Source organism: Pseudomonas sp. W2Jun17, assembly GCF_023127795.1.
Lineage (GTDB): Bacteria > Pseudomonadota > Gammaproteobacteria > Pseudomonadales > Pseudomonadaceae > Aquipseudomonas > Aquipseudomonas synxantha_A.
The window spans coordinates 353,653-370,033 of sequence record NZ_SPKO01000033.1 but is presented as its reverse complement, the minus strand read 5'-3'; the positions used below and the strand labels follow the sequence as shown (position 1 = coordinate 370,033).

The 16,381-nt window shown below is 60.6% G+C and carries 13 protein-coding genes; 6 read left to right on the top strand and 7 right to left on the bottom strand.

The features are described from left to right. Window positions 1-159 precede the first annotated feature (159 nt). Entirely contained in the window at window positions 160-2,082 is a 1,923-nt protein-coding gene (gene estP / locus E4O98_RS21730; protein WP_032879196.1) for an esterase EstP, read from the top strand. Between the two features lie 122 nt (window positions 2,083-2,204). Here the strand turns inward: estP and trpE are convergent, their stop codons facing one another. The 4 genes from trpE to E4O98_RS21710 all read right to left on the bottom strand — a co-directional run bounded on the left by trpE (window position 2,205) and on the right by E4O98_RS21710 (window position 6,478). Next, window positions 2,205-3,686 carry an anthranilate synthase component I gene (gene trpE / locus E4O98_RS21725; protein ID WP_005792028.1) on the bottom strand — a complete coding sequence of 494 codons (1,482 nt, stop codon included), beginning with the start codon at window positions 3,684-3,686 and terminating at the stop codon, window positions 2,205-2,207. 69 nt (window positions 3,687-3,755) lie between these two features. Continuing rightward, the gene (locus E4O98_RS21720; RefSeq protein ID WP_005792030.1) at window positions 3,756-4,574 is read right to left on the bottom strand and encodes a phosphoglycolate phosphatase; all 819 of its coding nucleotides are present in this window, start codon (window positions 4,572-4,574) and stop codon (window positions 3,756-3,758) included. Next, the gene (rpe, locus tag E4O98_RS21715; RefSeq protein WP_005792031.1) at window positions 4,571-5,245 is read right to left on the bottom strand and encodes a ribulose-phosphate 3-epimerase; all 675 of its coding nucleotides are present in this window, start codon (window positions 5,243-5,245) and stop codon (window positions 4,571-4,573) included. The genes E4O98_RS21720 and rpe overlap by 4 nt, the downstream gene beginning before the upstream one ends. An 84-nt stretch (window positions 5,246-5,329) precedes the next feature. Then, entirely contained in the window at window positions 5,330-6,478 is a 1,149-nt protein-coding gene (locus tag E4O98_RS21710; protein WP_103735234.1) for an iron-containing alcohol dehydrogenase, read from the bottom strand. A gap of 183 nt (window positions 6,479-6,661) precedes the next feature. Between E4O98_RS21710 and E4O98_RS21705 the strand changes: the two genes are divergently transcribed. Further along, on the top strand, window positions 6,662-7,636 hold the full coding sequence (locus E4O98_RS21705; protein ID WP_032879192.1) for an alpha/beta hydrolase family protein: 975 nt from the start codon (window positions 6,662-6,664) through the stop codon (window positions 7,634-7,636). Window positions 7,637-7,694: 58 nt separating this feature from the next. Here E4O98_RS21705 and E4O98_RS21700 read toward each other — a convergent pair whose 3' ends face one another. The 3 genes from E4O98_RS21700 to E4O98_RS21690 are packed head-to-tail and all read right to left on the bottom strand — an operon-like array spanning window position 7,695 to window position 10,160. Continuing rightward, entirely contained in the window at window positions 7,695-8,462 is a 768-nt protein-coding gene (locus tag E4O98_RS21700; protein WP_078822474.1) for a TerB family tellurite resistance protein, read from the bottom strand. A gap of 1 nt (window position 8,463) precedes the next feature. Then, window positions 8,464-9,138, bottom strand: a complete 675-nt coding sequence (murU, locus tag E4O98_RS21695) for an N-acetylmuramate alpha-1-phosphate uridylyltransferase MurU (protein WP_223019017.1) — start codon at window positions 9,136-9,138, stop codon at window positions 8,464-8,466. Then, window positions 9,135-10,160 (bottom strand): phosphotransferase, encoded by a 1,026-nt coding sequence (locus E4O98_RS21690; protein ID WP_032879188.1) that lies wholly within the window; start codon window positions 10,158-10,160, stop codon window positions 9,135-9,137. The genes murU and E4O98_RS21690 overlap by 4 nt, the downstream gene beginning before the upstream one ends. Before the next feature lie 130 nt (window positions 10,161-10,290). Between E4O98_RS21690 and E4O98_RS21685 the strand changes: the two genes are divergently transcribed. From E4O98_RS21685 to rsmA, 4 genes are read left to right on the top strand one after another with little or no spacing between them, the layout of a single operon-like run. Beyond that, window positions 10,291-13,131 carry an LPS-assembly protein LptD gene (locus E4O98_RS21685; protein ID WP_248136215.1) on the top strand — a complete coding sequence of 947 codons (2,841 nt, stop codon included), beginning with the start codon at window positions 10,291-10,293 and terminating at the stop codon, window positions 13,129-13,131. Continuing rightward, on the top strand, window positions 13,112-14,446 hold the full coding sequence (locus E4O98_RS21680; protein ID WP_143508490.1) for a peptidylprolyl isomerase: 1,335 nt from the start codon (window positions 13,112-13,114) through the stop codon (window positions 14,444-14,446). The genes E4O98_RS21685 and E4O98_RS21680 overlap by 20 nt, the downstream gene beginning before the upstream one ends. Continuing rightward, complete coding sequence (pdxA, locus tag E4O98_RS21675; protein ID WP_078822479.1) at window positions 14,443-15,432, top strand: 4-hydroxythreonine-4-phosphate dehydrogenase PdxA; 990 nt, start codon at window positions 14,443-14,445, stop codon at window positions 15,430-15,432. Before E4O98_RS21680 ends, pdxA begins: the two co-directional genes overlap by 4 nt. Next, window positions 15,429-16,241 (top strand): 16S rRNA (adenine(1518)-N(6)/adenine(1519)-N(6))-dimethyltransferase RsmA, encoded by an 813-nt coding sequence (gene rsmA / locus E4O98_RS21670; protein WP_005792048.1) that lies wholly within the window; start codon window positions 15,429-15,431, stop codon window positions 16,239-16,241. Before pdxA ends, rsmA begins: the two co-directional genes overlap by 4 nt. Window positions 16,242-16,381: the final 140 nt, after the last annotated feature.

Below are 16,381 nucleotides of genomic sequence, written 5' to 3'. Positions count from 1 at the left end.
TCATACGTTCAGGCACAGTAACGTAGCCTCGCCAGCGGTGCAATATGGAGCAGCAAATACGGGGGCCTGCGTAGACGCATTCCGCATATCTCTAAAGAAAATGCCGGAAGTTTTGCTAGTGTTTCGTTTCCTGCATAAAAACAACCAAATGGAATTCTCATGCTCAAACCAGCGTTTTTCACACCCCTTGCCGGCTGCCTCTTGGCACTGGCCTGCACCCAAGCCTTTGCCGCCCCGTCACCTTATTCAGCCATGGTGGTTTTCGGCGACAGCCTGGCCGATGCAGGCCAGTTCCCCGATGGTTCGAATGGCTCGACACTACGTTTTACCAACCGGACAGGTCCAAACTTCCAGGGTGAGTACGGCCTGGTTTCATCAACCCTGTTGGGCACCAAACTGGGTGTGGCCCCCAACGACTTGAATGCCTCCACCTCACCGGTTCGGGCGGCCCAAGGCTTGCCAGATGGAAGCAACTGGGCGGTCGGTGGCTACCGCACCGATAACATCCTGGACTCTATTACCTCGGTCTCCAACGCCGCGATCCCACCCGGAAATCCTGGCGGTGGCACAGTGTTGCGCAGTCGCCAGGGCTATCTACCGGCTAACGGCGGACGAGCCGACCCGAACGCGCTCTACTTCCTCTCCGGTGGTGGCAATGACTTCCTTCAAGGCCGCGTGCTCAGCCCCGCGCAAGCAGTCGCCGCAGGTGGGAGACTGGCCGACAGCGCCCAAGTGCTGCAGCAAGCCGGTGCGCGTTACATCATGGTGTGGATGCTGCCCGACCTGGGGCTGACGCCCGCCATCAACGGCACCCCACAGCAGGCCGCGACCTCTGCCCTGAGCAATATTTTCAACCAATCGCTGGTACAGCGCCTGTCGCAAATCGATGCCCAGGTTATTCCACTGAACATCCCGCTGCTATTGAACGAAGCCTTCGCCGATCCTGCGCGCTTCGGCCTCGCAACCGGGCAAAACCTGACCGCCACCTGCTTCAGCGGCAACAGCTGCACCGCCAACCCGGTCTATGGCATCGGCGGTACCAACCCGGACCCGACCAAGCTGGTCTATAACGACTCGGTCCACCCCACCGTAGCCGGGCAACAGCTGATCGCCGACTATGCTTACTCGCTGCTCGCAGCGCCCTGGGAGCTGACCTTGCTGCCGGAAATGGCCCAAGGCACGTTGCGCGCCCATCAGGACGAACTACGCAACCAATGGCAAGCAGACAACGGCCACTGGCAAGCCGTCGGCCAATGGCGCGCAATCGTGGCCGGCGGCGGTCAGCGCCTGGACTTCGATGATCAGAGCAGTTCAGCCAGTGGTGACGGCAGCGGCTATAACCTGAATATCGGTGGCAGCTACCGGCTTGATGACAATTGGCGTGTGGGCGTTGCAGCCGGCCTGTACCGGCAGACACTCGAAGCCGGGGCCAGCGACTCGGACTACAAGCTCAACAGCTACATGGGCACGGCATTCGCGCAATATCAGCACAATCAATGGTGGGCCGACGCCGCGTTAACGGGTGGCAAGCTGGACTTCGACAGCCTCAAACGCAAGTTCGCCCTGGGCGTCAACGAAGCGTCCGAGAAAGGCGACACCGACGGTTGGCTCTGGGCCTTGAGCGCTCGCTTGGGTTACGACCTTGCCGCACCGGGTAGCGATTGGCACCTGTCACCCTTCGTCAGCGCCGATTACGCACGCGTCGAAGTGAATGGCTACTCGGAGAAAAACAGTCGCTCCACCGCACTGACCTTTGATGACCAACAACGCGACTCCAGGCGCCTGGGCGTCGGCCTGCAAGGTAGCTACCGCATCACCCCGCAAACCCAGGTATTTGGCGAAGTGGCCCACGAGCATGAGTTCGAAAATGACACCCAGAAGGTGAACATTTCGCTCAACAGTGTTCAGGGGATCGACTTCAAGCTGGACGGCTACACGCCTCGCAGCAACTCTGACCGTTTGAGCCTTGGGGTCAGCCACAAACTGACTCAGGAGCTGGCGTTGCGGGCGGCATATAACGTGAGGAAGGATGACAACCTGACCCAGCAAGGGGTCAATGTGGGGGTGAGTCTGGATTTCTAAATACCACGCAAAACAAATGTGGGAGCTGGCTTGCCCGCGATGGCGGTGGATCAGTCACTGAATATCTCGACTGATACACCGCCATCGCGGGCAAGCCCGCTCCCACACTTTTTATTCCAGCTTTAGTCTTGTGGGGTTTGCTCTGCCAGCGCCACAGCACGAAACATCGCCCGGCGCTTGTTCAAGGTTTCTTCCCACTCAAGGGCCGGCACCGAGTCCGCCACAATCCCGCCACCGGCCTGTACATGCAGTTCGCCATCCTTGATCACCGCGGTGCGGATCGCGATCGCAGTGTCCATATTGCCGTTCCAGGCGAAGTAACCGACGGCACCGCCATACACGCCACGCTTGACCGGCTCCAGTTCGTCGATGATTTCCATCGCACGGATTTTCGGTGCGCCCGACAAGGTGCCCGCCGGCAAAATCGCGCGCAGTGCATCCATCGCCGTCAGCCCGGCCTTCAGTTCGCCAGTCACGTTGGACACGATGTGCATCACGTTGGAGTAGCGCTCGATGACCATCTTCTCGGTCAACTTCACCGAACCGATTTCTGAAACACGCCCGGTGTCATTGCGCCCCAGGTCGATCAGCATCAGGTGCTCGGCGATTTCCTTGTCATCGCTGAGCAGGTCTTCTTCCAGCGCCAGGTCTGCCTCTTCGGTTGCGCCACGTGGGCGTGTGCCGGCAATCGGGCGTACGGTGATCAGGTTATCTTCGACACGCACCAGCACTTCCGGCGAGCTGCCCACCACGTGGAAGTCGCCAAAGTTGAAGAAGTACATATACGGCGTCGGGTTGAAGCACCGCAGCGCACGGTACAGGTCGATCGGCGCGGCCTTGAAGTCGATGGACATGCGTTGTGACGGCACCACTTGCATGCAGTCACCGGCGAGGATGTATTGCTTGATGGTATCGACTGCGCGCTCGTAGTCATCCTGCGTAAAGCTGGAGCGAAACACCGGGTCGGCCGCGGGTGGGCGACTCAGGTCGAGGCCGCGACGCGGGGTGATCGGCTGGCGGAGTTTTTCCAGCAGCGCCTGCAGACTGGCCTGGCCTTGCTCGAAGGCATCCGCTTGAGCAGGGTCGGCAAGGACAATCGCATGCATCTTGCCGGCAAGGTTGTCGAACACCACTACTGCGTCGGAGACCATCAGCAAAATGTCCGGCACACCCAATGGGTCTGGGTTCGGACATTTCCCAAGACGCTTTTCGACATAGCGCACGCAGTCATAGCCGAAATACCCCACCAGGCCACCATTGAAACGCGGCAGGCCGGCAATGGTCGGTACGTTGTAGCGCGCCTTGAAAGCTTCGACGAAGGCCAGCGGGTCTTCAACGTCATGGCTTTCGATCTCTACGCCATCGTGGGTGATGCTGACATGATGGTCGTGCACGCGCAGCACCGTGCGGCATGGCAGGCCGATGATCGAGTAACGGCCCCATTTCTCGCCGCCCTGTACCGATTCGAGCAGGTAAGAGTTGGGCGCATCGGCAAGCTTCAGATAAATCGACAACGGCGTGTCGAAGTCGGCCAGGGTTTCGCAGGCCAGGGGAATACGGTTATAGCCGGCAGCGGCCAAACGCAGGAATTCTTCACGGATCATGGGGGAGCCTCGTGGCTTGAGGGTCAAACGGTCAGGTAGGCAAACGTGCCGCAGCGCGGCGAGAATCAGTCAGGCGCGCCAACGCCAGCGGGCCAGGGCCTTGATGACTTTCATCCAGAGTTTGCGAGTGACCACCACGATGGCGTTTCCAGAAGGGGACGGATCAATGTCGGGCAACGTTATCTCAGCGCCCGCTCCCAGGCAACCGGGGATTAGCAGGCGCAGATCATCAATCACCAGCGCCGGCGACTCTTCGGCAATCGGGCGCCCGTGGTTGTAGCCGTAGCTCAAGGCTACGCACTGTACGCCTGCAGCTTTTGCCGCCAGTACATCACTGCGCGAATCGCCGACAAACAATGACTGGGACGCCGGGATATTCGCCATTTTCATCACAAAGAACAGTGCGGCCGGGTCAGGCTTCTTCTGCGGCAAGGTATCGCCACCGATGATCCAGCGAAAATAACGGCCGATTTTCATCTGGTCCAACAGCGGCGCGACAAAGCGCTCCGGCTTGTTGGTGATCAAGGCCATTTCCACGCCCTGCTTGCTCAGCCATTTGAGAGTGTCACGCACGCCGGGGTAGACCACGGTGAGTTCGTGGCCGTTTTCGTACGCGACATTGAACAGTTCCAGAGCGTGCTCGGCTTCCACCTCATCGACACCCGAAGCGTCGATATTGTTGGCCAGGGCTCGGCGCACCAGCATCGGCGCGCCGTTGCCGACCCACTCGCGCACCGACTCGATCCCCGCCGGCTTGCGCCCCAGTTTGAGCAGCATCTGGTCCACCGCCGCTGCCAGGTCAGGCACCGAGTCGATCAGCGTACCGTCCAGATCGAACATCACCAGCCGTGGCAGCTTGCCGGGGAACAGCTGCTCGAAGCCGCTCATGGACGCGTCAGCGCCAGTTCGGCACGCATCGTGTCGATGACGGCCTGGTAGTCCGGTGCGTTGAAGATCGCCGAGCCTGCCACGAAGGTATCGGCGCCGGCGGCAGCGATTTCACGAATATTGTTGACGTTGACGCCGCCGTCGATCTCCAGGCGGATATCGCGCCCTGAGGCGTCGATCAGCGCTCGCGCTTCACGCAGCTTGTTCAGGGTGCCCGGGATGAATTTCTGCCCGCCGAAACCTGGGTTGACGCTCATCAGCAGCACCATGTCGACCTTGTCCATCACGTACTCAAGTACGTTCAGCGGAGTGGCTGGGTTGAACACCAGGCCCGCCTTGCAGCCGCCTTCGCGGATCAGTTGCAGGGTGCGGTCGACGTGCAGCGTGGCCTCCGGGTGGAAGGTAATGTAGGTCGCGCCGGCCTCGATGAAGTCACCGATGATGCGGTCCACGGGGCTGACCATCAGGTGGGCGTCGATCGGCGCGGTGATGCCGTATTTGCGCAGCGCTGCGCAGACCATCGGGCCTATGGTCAGGTTGGGTACGTAGTGGTTGTCCATGACATCGAAGTGCACGAAGTCGGCACCCGCGGCCAACACCTTGTCCACCTCCTCACCCAGGCGGGCGAAGTCGGCGGAGAGAATCGATGGAGCAATGACGAAGGGCTGCATGACGCACCTTTTTTGAGCTAAATCACGATGGCGCGCATTGTATACCTCATGCTTTGCTGCGCGCACCGTGACCTAACTCAACGGTTAGTAAGCCGCCCGGTAGATTTTCTCGATATCGGCCGCACTGAGCTGACGCGGGTTATTGCGCATCAGGCGCTCGATACCCGCAGCTTCCGTGGCCATGGCCGCAATGGCGTCTTCGGGCACCCCGAAACTGCGCAGCCCGGCGGGGATCTCGACGGCGGCGCATAGTCGCGTCATTGCCTCCACGGCCTGGTCGGCAGCCTCGTTGACACTCAGCCCCGTCACATTCACGCCCATGGCTTGGGCAATATCCTGCATACGTTCGACGCAGGCCAACTTGTTCCAATGCATGACGTACGGCAGCAACAGCGCATTGCTCACACCATGGGCAATATTGAAACGCCCGCCCAACGGGTAAGCCAGCGCATGCACGGCACCGACTCCGGCATTCCCGAATGCCATGCCGGCCATGAGGCTGGCGGTCGCCATGTCATCACGGGCCTGCAGGTTGGCCGGGTTGGCGTAAGCCTTGGGCAGCGCGTTGGCAATCAGCTTGATGGCGCCGATGGCCAGGGCGTCGGTGATCGGCGAGGCGTTCAGTGACAGATAGGACTCAATGGCATGCACCAAGGCGTCCACACCACTGGCCGCGGTGACACTGCGCGGGCAGGTCAGAGTCATTTGTGGGCTGATCAGCGCGACATCCGGCAGCAGGTAGTCGCTGACGATGCCTTTTTTCAGCTGTGCGGCCTTGTCGGAGAGGATCGCCACATTGGTCACCTCCGAACCGGTGCCCGCCGTGGTCGGGATGGCGATCAGCGGCGGGCCCTTGCGCGGCACCTGGTCGACCCCGAACAAATCCGCCAGCGCACCGTGGTAGCCGGCATACGCCGCCACGCTCTTGGCGATATCGATGGCACTGCCGCCGCCCACACCAATGAGGCCGTCATGCCCGCCTTCGCGGTACGCACGCATGCAGTCTTCAACGATGGCGATTTCCGGGTCGGGCAGTACGCGATCGAAGATTTCGTAAGCACGATCGCCCAGCTGTTCGAGGGCCAGGGCCACAGTGCCAGACTTGACCAGGGCCGCATCGGTGACGATCAGCGGGTTATCCACATCCAGCCGGGTCAGTTCCGCGGCCAATTGCTCGATGGCGCCCGCGCCGGTCAGCAGTTTATGGGCGATCTTGAATGAGGAAGTACTCATGTGCGCGGCCTCTTATGAATGATGGGCTGGCACAAGAATAGCTGCCCATCGCGTGTTGTCTGCCATTCACTGGTTGAATGGTCATCGCCGATAACCTGCTGGCAGAAAACCACGCCCCACATCACTGACAAATACTGACCAACCCATTAGGCTGCTCACATCACTTATGGCCGGAAATTAACGATGCTTTTTCTCCACCGTTCGGCACTGCCAACGTTGTGCCTGTCGCTACTATGTGCCAGCGCCCTGCCTGCTCACGCCGCCGACGCGCCCGCGCCCGCTGCCGAAAAACCTGCTGAGCGCCAACCTCTGCCCGAGCGCAGCCAGTCGCAAGCCAGCGCTCTGGAGCGCCAGATTCCGCAACCGGAACAACAACAGCTGCAAGCCGGTAGCGATTCGTTCCTGGCCCTTTGGAAACCCGCCAACGGCGCAGAGGCCGAAGGTGTGGTGATTATCGTACCGGGCGCCGGGGAGAACGCCGACTGGCCGCAAGCAATCGCCCCCTTGCGGCGCAAGTTACCGGATGCGGCCTGGGGCACCTTGAGCCTGTCACTGCCGGACGTAAATGTAGACACCTTGCCGCCACGGGTCATCGAACCGCCAAAAGCTGCGGTCGACACCAGCAGCAAGGACGGCAGCACGGCTGCCAAACCTGTCGAACAGGCCGCCAGCGCCGAGGCCGAAGGTACTGATCCGGCGGTGGTGCCGGATGCGGATGAACAGGACAAGACCGACGCCAAGCGCATCTTCGACCGCATCGACGCCGCCGTCGCCTTCGCCCAGACCCAAAGCGCCCGCAGTGTGGTGCTGCTCGGCCACGGCACCGGTGCCTGGTGGGCCGCACGTTACCTGAGCGAGAAACAGCCATCCCAGGTGCAGAAGCTGATCATGGTGGCCGGGAAGACGCCGGCGGCTCGCCAACCGGACCTGCAACAACTGGCGCCGAGCTTGAAGGTGCCCACGGCGGATGTGTTTTATCAAGACACACCCCAGGAACGCAAAAACGCGCAGGAGCGTATCCAGGCGGCCAAGCGCTCGAAGAATGACGGTTACAAGCAGGTATCGCTCACGGCGTTGCCCGGCAATAGCGCAGCAGAGCAGGAACAGTTGTATCGGCGGGTTCGCGGATGGCTCAGCCCGCAGGGCGGCGCAGACTGATCATGTCTTCGAACCTGTTGCAGAAACAATGTGGGAGGGGCCTCTCAGGCCGACAGCCTCAGCGAAAATCCCGACGCTCGCGAATCAACGCGTAAGCGTTATGCAGCTCCCGGGTGCGTTCGGTGGCTTCACGCACTTGTGCGGGGCTGGCGCCCGTGCCGGCGATCTTGTCCGGGTGGTGGCGGCTGAGGAGGCGACGGTAGGCACGCTTGATCACCGAGGGCTCAGTGGTCGCCGTCACACCCAGAACCCGCAACGCCTCCTGATAGGCTCCGCCACGATTGGCCAATGGCTTGCGCTGCGGCGCGTAATCAGTTGCCAGTGCCTGGAGTTGTTGCGGCGTCCAGCCCAGCCATTTGCCCCACAGGTCGATCAGGTCGCGCTCGGCGTCATCCGCCCGCCCGTCCGCCCAGGCCATGCGCCAACAGGCACGTAGCACGCCTTCCGCCGCATGGGGTTGCGCCTTGAGCACACGCAGGTAGCTGCGCACACGGTCGCTGCCAGACTTGCCTCGGTTGAAGGCGCTGATAGCGCGACGCTGGGCCGGCTCGGACATATCCAACGCGCGCATCTCCTGACGCGCCTGCTGGATATGCCCATCCACAACCCGGCCGTTACTCTTGGCCAACCGCCCCAACAGTACAAACAACAGCTCGTCGTTGCGCAACGCCGGGCGCCCGCCCAGGCGTTCACGCAACTGCGCCCAACTGTGCAGTTGCAGACGACGATCCAGCGCCTGCCCCAGCAATGCACCCAACAAGGCCCCCGGAATACTGGCAATGGCAAAGCCAGCCCCGGCGCCGATCAGCGTCCCTGGCCACAACATCCTACTGCTCCGCTGTCAGCAAGGTTTCGACTTGCGCCAGACGCTCCAGCGTCCCGACATCCACCCAGCGTCCCGTCATGTGCTCCCCCGTTACCAGACCTTTAGCCATGGCCGCACGCAACAGCGGCGCCAACTTGAAGGCACCGGCGCTGCAACCCGCGAACAATTTGGGGTCGAGCACTGAAATGCCACTGAAGGTCAGGTTATCGGCACCGGGCGCGGCATCATGAAGCAGACCTTTATCCAGGTAGAAATCCCCGCCTGACGGGTGGTGCTCAGGGTTGTCGACCATCACCAAGTGCGCCAGGCCCTGGATCGGCTGCCCGAGGCGGGTAAAATCGTAGTCAGTCCAGATATCGCCATTGACCACCAGGAAGGGGTCATCCCCCAGCAGCGGCAACGCCTGGAATATCCCGCCCCCCGTTTCCAGCGGCTCCCCCTCCGGCGAGTAGCGGATGCGCAGCCCGAACTGGGCGCCGTCACCCAAGTACTTCTCAATTTGCTGGCCTAGCCAGGCATGATTGATCACGATCTCGGTAAAGCCGGCCTTCGCCAAAGCTTCAAGGTGATACTCGATCAACCGCTTGCCGCCGGCTTGCACCAGCGGCTTGGGCGTATGCAGGGTGAGCGGACGCATGCGCTCGCCCTTGCCCGCCGCAAGGATCATCGCCTTCATACAATGGCCTCGGCGGGCTGGCGCAGGCTGGCGAGCAGTTCGCCCAGTTCGCTCAACTCGGGTCGGTCGGCGAGCACCGCGTCTATATAAGCAAAGAAACGCGGCACGTCGGCCAGGTAGCGCGGTTTGCCGTCACGGTGGCAAATACGCGAAAAAATACCGATGACCTTGAGATGACGCTGCACGCCCATCAGGTCGCTGGCGCGCAGAAAGTCTTCGAAGTCGTCCTGCACCGGGATCCCCAACCGCCCGGCGCGCTGCCAGTAGCCGTGCTGCCATTCACGCACACGCGCCTGGGGCCAACTGAGGAAGGCGTCCTTGAACAGGCAGGTAATGTCATAAGTCACCGGGCCGTAGACTGCATCTTGAAAATCCAGTACGCCGGGGTTCGGCTCACTGATCATCAGGTTGCGCGGCATATAGTCGCGATGCACCAGCACCTTGGGCTGCGCCAGGGCACTGTCGATCAATTTTTCGCTGACGCGTTGCCAGAGGGCTTGTTGCTCAGCGTCGAAGTCGATCCCCAGGTGACGGCGCACATACCATTCCGGGAATAATTCAAGCTCGCGACGCAACAAGGCCACGTCGTAGCTGGGCAATGGTGCGTCCATCGGCAATTGCTGGAAAGCCAGCAGCGCATCGATGGCATCGGCAAATAATTGATCGGCATTTTCAGCGTCAATCACATCCAGATAGGTTTTTCTGCCCAGGTCATTGAGCAAAAGAAAGCCACGAGGCAAGTCTTCTGCATAAATTTTTGGCACATTTATTCCTGATTTCGCCAGCAAATGCGCGATATCGACGAAAGGTTTGCAGTTTTCCTGGGGGGGTGGCGCGTCCATTACGACGAACGTATGGGCACCGCCCTCCCACCGGAAGTAACGCCTGAAACTCGCGTCGCTGCTGGCCGCGGTCAATGTGGCCGGGGGTACGGGGCCCCAGTCCTGAGCGTTGAAGAGGATCGGCAACTGCTCATCCAGCCAGACTTCCAGCTGTTGTAAACGTAGATCTTGCTCGGGCATTACAAGGGTCTCCGACGGCGCTAGCCGTCAAGCGGGGCATGCTTTATTATCACGCATCTTTTTCAGACCATCGAGAGGCGTGCGGCCCAAACCGCGGGCAGATGGCACGCAGGAAGCCCGGACTAATAAGATGGCATTGAAATCCCCCGCGTTTCGTAGAAAATTTCCGTTGCTGGTAACCGGCAGTCTGCTGGCCTTGCAACCTTTCGCCACCTCATTCGTGGCCGCCGCGGAACAGTATGACTGCTCAGTCTCTGCTTCGGGTGCCTGGGATTGCGCGCCGAAGACCGCCGCAGCCCCATTGCCACCGCGCCCGGTGCATGACGGTTCTGCCGTCAGCTCGGCCAACGGCACGCCGCAAGGCAAGGCTGGCGGCAGCGTCGACGTCGAGCCCAAGACCGTGCTGGTCACCGAATCCAAGGGCCGTGGCCTGCGCTCGCGCAGCGCCGACTACAGCCACCTGGACTGGGTACCTCGCGACAAGCTGACTGCAGCGCAGCTGGCCGAGACCGGCCCTTACTGCGGCGGCGCCTACATCGAGCCGACTCGTCCTGGCATGAACGACAAGACGGACAAGAGCGATGCGCCGACCTTCATCGGTGCCAAGGCCTCGCGTTACGAGCAGGAACAGCAGGTCGCCACCCTGGCCGGTGACGTGGTCATGCGCCAGGGCAGCATGCAGCTTGAAGCGGACGAAGCCAGCCTGTACCAGGCCGAGAACCGTGGCGAGCTGAACGGCAAGGTGCGACTGCGCGACAACGGCGCGCTGATCGTGGGCGACCATGCCCAGGTCCAGCTCGACACCGGCGCCGCCCAGATCGACAACGCCGAATACGTGATGCACAAGTCGCGCATTCGCGGTAACGCCCTGTACGCCAAGCGTGCCGAGAACGCGATCATCCGTCTCAAGGACGGTACGTACACCACCTGCGAGCCGGACAGCAACGCCTGGCAGCTCAAGGGCAACAACATCACGTTGAACCCGGCCACCGGTTTCGGTACGGCCACCAACGCGACGTTGCGGGTCAAGAACATCCCGATCCTGTACACCCCGTACATCTACTTCCCGATCGACGACCGTCGTCAATCCGGCTTCCTGCCGCCGAGCTTCAGCACCGGCAGCGAGACTGGCTTTACGCTGGTAACGCCGTACTACTTCAACCTGGCACCGAACTACGATGCCACGTTGTACCCGCAATACATGACCAAGCGCGGTTTGTTGATGGAAGGCGAATTCCGCTACCTGACCAAGTCGAGTGAAGGGCAGTTTGGTGGGGCGTATCTCAATGATGATAGCGACGAGCGGAAGAAGCAGACCGATTACGAAAAAACCCGTTATATGCTCAATTGGCAGCATAAGGGTGGGTTGGATTCGCGCCTGACGACTCAGGTCGATTACACCAAGATCAGTGATCCGTTCTACTTCCAGGATTTGAAGTCGTATCAGGAAGGCGTTGAGAGCCAGGACTACCTGAATCAGCAAGGCTCGGTGACCTACCGTGGTGACAGCTATCAAGCTCGCGTGAATCTGCAGTCGTATCAATTGGCGACGATTTCGCAGATCACTCCGTATGACCGTTTGCCGCAGATCACCTTCAATGGTCAACTGCCGTATCACCCGGGTGGGCTCAACTTCTCCTACGAGACTGAAGCCGTAAGATTTGACCGAGACCTTCGAAAGGGTAATGTGGTCAATGAAGACGGCGGGCCGTTCAACGAAGATGGCACCATCGGTGAACGACGCCTGGATACCTACGTAAACGGCCTGACCCGTGCAAACGGAACACGCTTGAACGTAGCTCCCGCTGTCGAGTACCCAATGAACTGGAGCTATGGCTTCATTACGCCGAAACTCAAGTACGTCTATACCAAATATGATCTTGACCTCGATAGCATAGGCAAGGGTGACATTGTCCGCGCGCAGCAGGATGCTGCTCAGCCTGGCGCAGCCCCTTATGCCGGCGGCGTGTTCAAAAGTTCACAAGATCGTGCAGTCCCGATCGCCAGCATCGACAGCGGCCTCTACTTTGACCGCACCACCAATTGGTTCGGCAAGGACTACAACCAGACCCTTGAGCCTCGCGCCTTCTATCTTTACGTACCAAACAAAGATCAAAGCGATATTCCGGTCTTCGATACGGGTGAGTACTCGTTCAGCTACTCCTCCCTGTTCCGCGATAATCGTTTCAGCGGGTCAGACAGGATCGGTGATGAGAATAAGCTTTCCCTGGGCGTAACCAGCCGCTGGATCGAAGAAAACGGCTTTGAACGCCAGCGTGTTTCCGTCGGTCAGGCTGTGTACTTCAAGGATCGCGAAGTCCAACTGCCGGGTGTATTGGCCGCTGATCGCGACGATGCACGCTCAAACGTCTCGCCTATCGCTCTGGAATACGCGTTCCGCTTCAACCGCGATTGGCGTGCAACAGCCGACTACAACTGGGACCCGGAAAGCCACGCCCCTCGTTCGGGCAGCGCGATGTTCCACTACCAGCCGGAAGACAACCCGAACAAGGTCGTCAACCTCGGCTATCGCTATCGCAACGACCAGGTGGTCTACAACCAGCTGACCGGCAAATGGCAGTTTGGTGGTGATTACGGCCAACCAAGTGATCCGAACTATGTGAAGGATTACTACAAAATCCAGCAACACGACTTCTCGATGATGTGGCCGATCATTCCTCAGTGGAACCTGATCACCCGCTGGCAGTATGACTATGCCCGCAACCGCACCCTGGAAGCCTTCGGTGGTTTCGAGTACGACAACTGCTGCTGGAAACTGCGCGTCATCAATCGCTATTGGGTTTCCAACGACGAATACAGCCAGATCGCCCCGCTTAACGAAAAGGGTGACCACGGGCTCTTCTTCCAGATCGTCCTCAAAGGACTCGGCGGCCTGACCGGCGCCAAGGTAGAGAGCTTCCTCGACAAAGGCATTGAAGGTTATCGTGAACGTGAAGACAAAGCTTTCTGAGTGTTTGCGCCCGCTAGTGCTGGGCGCGCTGTTCCTGGGTACTGTTTCGGCACACGCCGCGGTTCAACAGCTGGATAAAGTAGCGGCCATCGTCGACAACGACGTGATCATGCAGAGCCAGCTGGACCAACGGGTCAAGGAAGTTCAGCAAACCATCGCCAAGCGTGGCGGTGGTGTGCCGCCGACCAGCGTCCTGGAACCCCAGGTACTGGAGCGTCTGATCGTCGAAAACCTGCAGTTGCAGATCGGCGAACGTTCCGGCATCCGGATTTCGGACGAAGAGCTGAACCAGGCCGTCGGCACCATCGCTCAACGCAACAACATGAGCATTGATCAGTTCCGCGCCGCCCTGGCTCACGATGGCTTGTCCTATGAGGACGCCCGCGACCAGATCAAGCGCGAGATGATCATCAGCCGTGTGCGCCAGCGCCGTGTGGCCGAACGGGTCCAGGTATCGGAGCAGGAAGTGAAGAACTTCCTGGCCTCGGACCTTGGCAAGATGCAGCTCTCCGAAGAACTGCACCTGGCCAATATTCTTATTCCTACCCCTGACGCCGCCAACTCCGAGCAACTGAATGCCGCTGCGGCCAAGACCCAAGCGGTGTACGACCGCCTGAAAGCCGGTGCTGACTTTGCCCAGACCGCCATTGCCGTCTCCGGCAGCGATAACGCACTGGACGGCGGTGACATGGGCTGGCGTAAAGCCGCACAGCTGCCGCCTCCGTTCGATCGCGAGCTGAGCTCCATGGAAGTCGGCGGCATCACCCAACCGGCACGTACCCCAGGTGGCTTCATTATCCTCAAGCTGCTGGGCAAGCGCGGCGGCGAGACCTCGCTGAAAGACGAAGTACACGTTCGTCACATCCTGGTCAAACCAAGCGAAATCCGTACCGAGGCACAAACCAAGGAACTGGCGCAGAAGATCTACGACCGCATCGAAAGCGGTGAAGACTTCGCCACCCTGGCCAAAAGTTTCTCGGAAGACCCTGGTTCTGCCCTTAACGGCGGCGACTTGAACTGGATCGACCCGAAAGCCCTGGTGCCCGAGTTCCAACAGGTCATGGCCGACACACCGCAAGGCGTATTGTCCAAGCCGTTCAAGACTCAATACGGCTGGCATGTCCTGGAAGTCCTTGGCCGTCGCGCCACCGACAACACCAACCAGGCCCGCGAGCAGCAAGCCCTGACCGTGCTGCGTAACCGCAAATACGACGAAGAGCTGCAAACCTGGTTGCGTCAGATCCGTGACGAAGCCTACGTAGAGAACAAGCTGCCAGGCGCCGAGCAAACAGGCACCGACCAGGCAACCCAGTGAAACCCCAGCGTTTCGCGGTGACACCCGGCGAGCCGGCCGGCATTGGTCCAGACCTGTGCCTGCTGCTCGCCTCGCAACCTCAGCCACACCCCCTGATTGCCATTACCAGCCGCGACCTGCTCCTTGAGCGGGCCGCGCAGTTGGGCGTGGCTGTCAACTTGCTGGAAGTGGCACCGGGCAATTGGCCGGACCTGCCCGCCCCGGCCGGCAGCCTGTATGTATGGGACACCCCTTTACAGGCCAAGGTGGTCGCCGGGCAACTGAACAAGGCCAATGCAGCCTTTGTGCTGGAAACCCTGACACGCGCCGGGCAAGGCTGCATCGACGGCGACTTTGCCGGCATGATCACCGCGCCCGTGCATAAAGGCGTGATCAACGAATCCGGCATCGCGTTTTCCGGCCATACCGAATTCCTCGCCGAGCTGACCCATACCGAACAGGTCGTGATGATGCTGGCGACCCGTGGCCTGCGTGTTGCGCTGGTGACCACACATCTGCCCTTGCGCGATATTGCCGATGCCATCACCGCCGAACGCATAGAGCGCGTCACGCGCATCCTGCATGACGACCTGCAACACAAATTCGGCATTGCCCGACCGCGTATCCTGGTCTGCGGGCTAAACCCCCATGCCGGTGAAGGCGGCCACTTGGGCCATGAAGAAATCGACATCATTGAACCGACCTTAGAGCGCCTGCGCCAAGAAGGCATGGACCTGCGCGGCCCATTGCCTGCAGACACTCTGTTTACCCCCAAATATCTGGAGCACTGCGACGCAGTGCTGGCGATGTACCACGACCAGGGGCTGCCCGTGCTGAAGTACAAAGGCTTCGGTGCTGCAGTCAACGTGACACTGGGCCTGCCGATCATCCGCACCTCCGTCGACCATGGCACAGCCCTGGACCTGGCGGGCAGCGGCAAGATCGATACCGGCAGCCTGCACGTAGCCCTGGAAACCGCCTATCAGATGGCCGAGACCCGTATATGACTGAGCATTACCAACACCGGGCGCGCAAGCGCTTCGGACAGAACTTCCTGCACGACGCGGGCGTGATCGACCGCATCCTGCGCTCCATCCACGCCAAGCCAGAAGACCGCCTGCTGGAAATCGGCCCGGGCCAGGGCGCGCTGACCCAAGGCCTGCTTGCCAGCGGCGGGCAACTGGACGTGGTGGAACTGGACAAGGACCTGATCCCGATCCTGAACCAGCAGTTCGCCGGCAAGCCCAACTTCAACCTGCACCAGGGCGATGCGCTGAAGTTCGACTTCAATAGCCTGAATGCCGCCCCCAATAGCCTGCGGGTGGTGGGCAACCTGCCGTACAACATCTCCACACCGCTGATTTTCCACCTGCTGAACAACGCCGGGATCATCCGCGACATGCACTTCATGCTGCAGAAGGAAGTGGTGGAGCGCCTGGCCGCAGGCCCTGGCGGTGGTGATTGGGGTCGTTTGTCGATCATGGTCCAGTATCATTGCCGCGTGGAGCACCTGTTCAACGTCGGCCCGGGCGCGTTCAACCCGCCGCCGAAGGTTGATTCAGCCATCGTACGCCTGGTGCCGCATGCCGTGCTGCCCCACCCAGCCAAGGATCACAAGCTGCTGGAGCGCGTTGTGCGTGAAGCGTTCAACCAGCGCCGCAAGACCTTGCGTAACACCCTCAAGGCCCTGCTGAGCAATGCCGAAATCGAAGCTGCCGGCGTTGATGGCAGCCTGCGCCCCGAGCAACTGGACTTGGCCGCGTTCGTACGCCTGGCTGACCAACTGGCGATTCAGCCTGCTCCGACAGAAGGATAAGGCTCAACGCGATCCAATGTGGGAGGGGGCTTGCTCCCGATAGGGGAGTATCAGTGGATACATTTTCAACTGACACATCGCTATCGGGAGCAAGCCCCCTCCCACATTTGGATCACGTATCTGGCCTAGTGCCCACCTCA

Excerpts from the sequence above, each read along its gene's own strand:
- estP (WP_032879196.1), top strand. The coding sequence starts at position 160 with ATGCTCAAACCAGCGTTTTTCACACCCCTTGCCGGCTGCCTCTTGGCA.
- trpE (WP_005792028.1), bottom strand. The coding sequence starts at position 3,686 with ATGATCCGTGAAGAATTCCTGCGTTTGGCCGCTGCCGGCTATAACCGT.
- E4O98_RS21720 (WP_005792030.1), bottom strand. The coding sequence starts at position 4,574 with ATGAGCGGCTTCGAGCAGCTGTTCCCCGGCAAGCTGCCACGGCTGGTG.
- rpe (WP_005792031.1), bottom strand. The coding sequence starts at position 5,245 with ATGCAGCCCTTCGTCATTGCTCCATCGATTCTCTCCGCCGACTTCGCC.
- E4O98_RS21710 (WP_103735234.1), bottom strand. The coding sequence starts at position 6,478 with ATGAGTACTTCCTCATTCAAGATCGCCCATAAACTGCTGACCGGCGCG.
- E4O98_RS21705 (WP_032879192.1), top strand. The coding sequence starts at position 6,662 with ATGCTTTTTCTCCACCGTTCGGCACTGCCAACGTTGTGCCTGTCGCTA.
- E4O98_RS21700 (WP_078822474.1), bottom strand. The coding sequence starts at position 8,462 with ATGTTGTGGCCAGGGACGCTGATCGGCGCCGGGGCTGGCTTTGCCATT.
- murU (WP_223019017.1), bottom strand. The coding sequence starts at position 9,138 with ATGAAGGCGATGATCCTTGCGGCGGGCAAGGGCGAGCGCATGCGTCCG.
- E4O98_RS21690 (WP_032879188.1), bottom strand. The coding sequence starts at position 10,160 with ATGCCCGAGCAAGATCTACGTTTACAACAGCTGGAAGTCTGGCTGGAT.
- E4O98_RS21685 (WP_248136215.1), top strand. The coding sequence starts at position 10,291 with ATGGCATTGAAATCCCCCGCGTTTCGTAGAAAATTTCCGTTGCTGGTA.
- rsmA (WP_005792048.1), top strand. The coding sequence starts at position 15,429 with ATGACTGAGCATTACCAACACCGGGCGCGCAAGCGCTTCGGACAGAAC.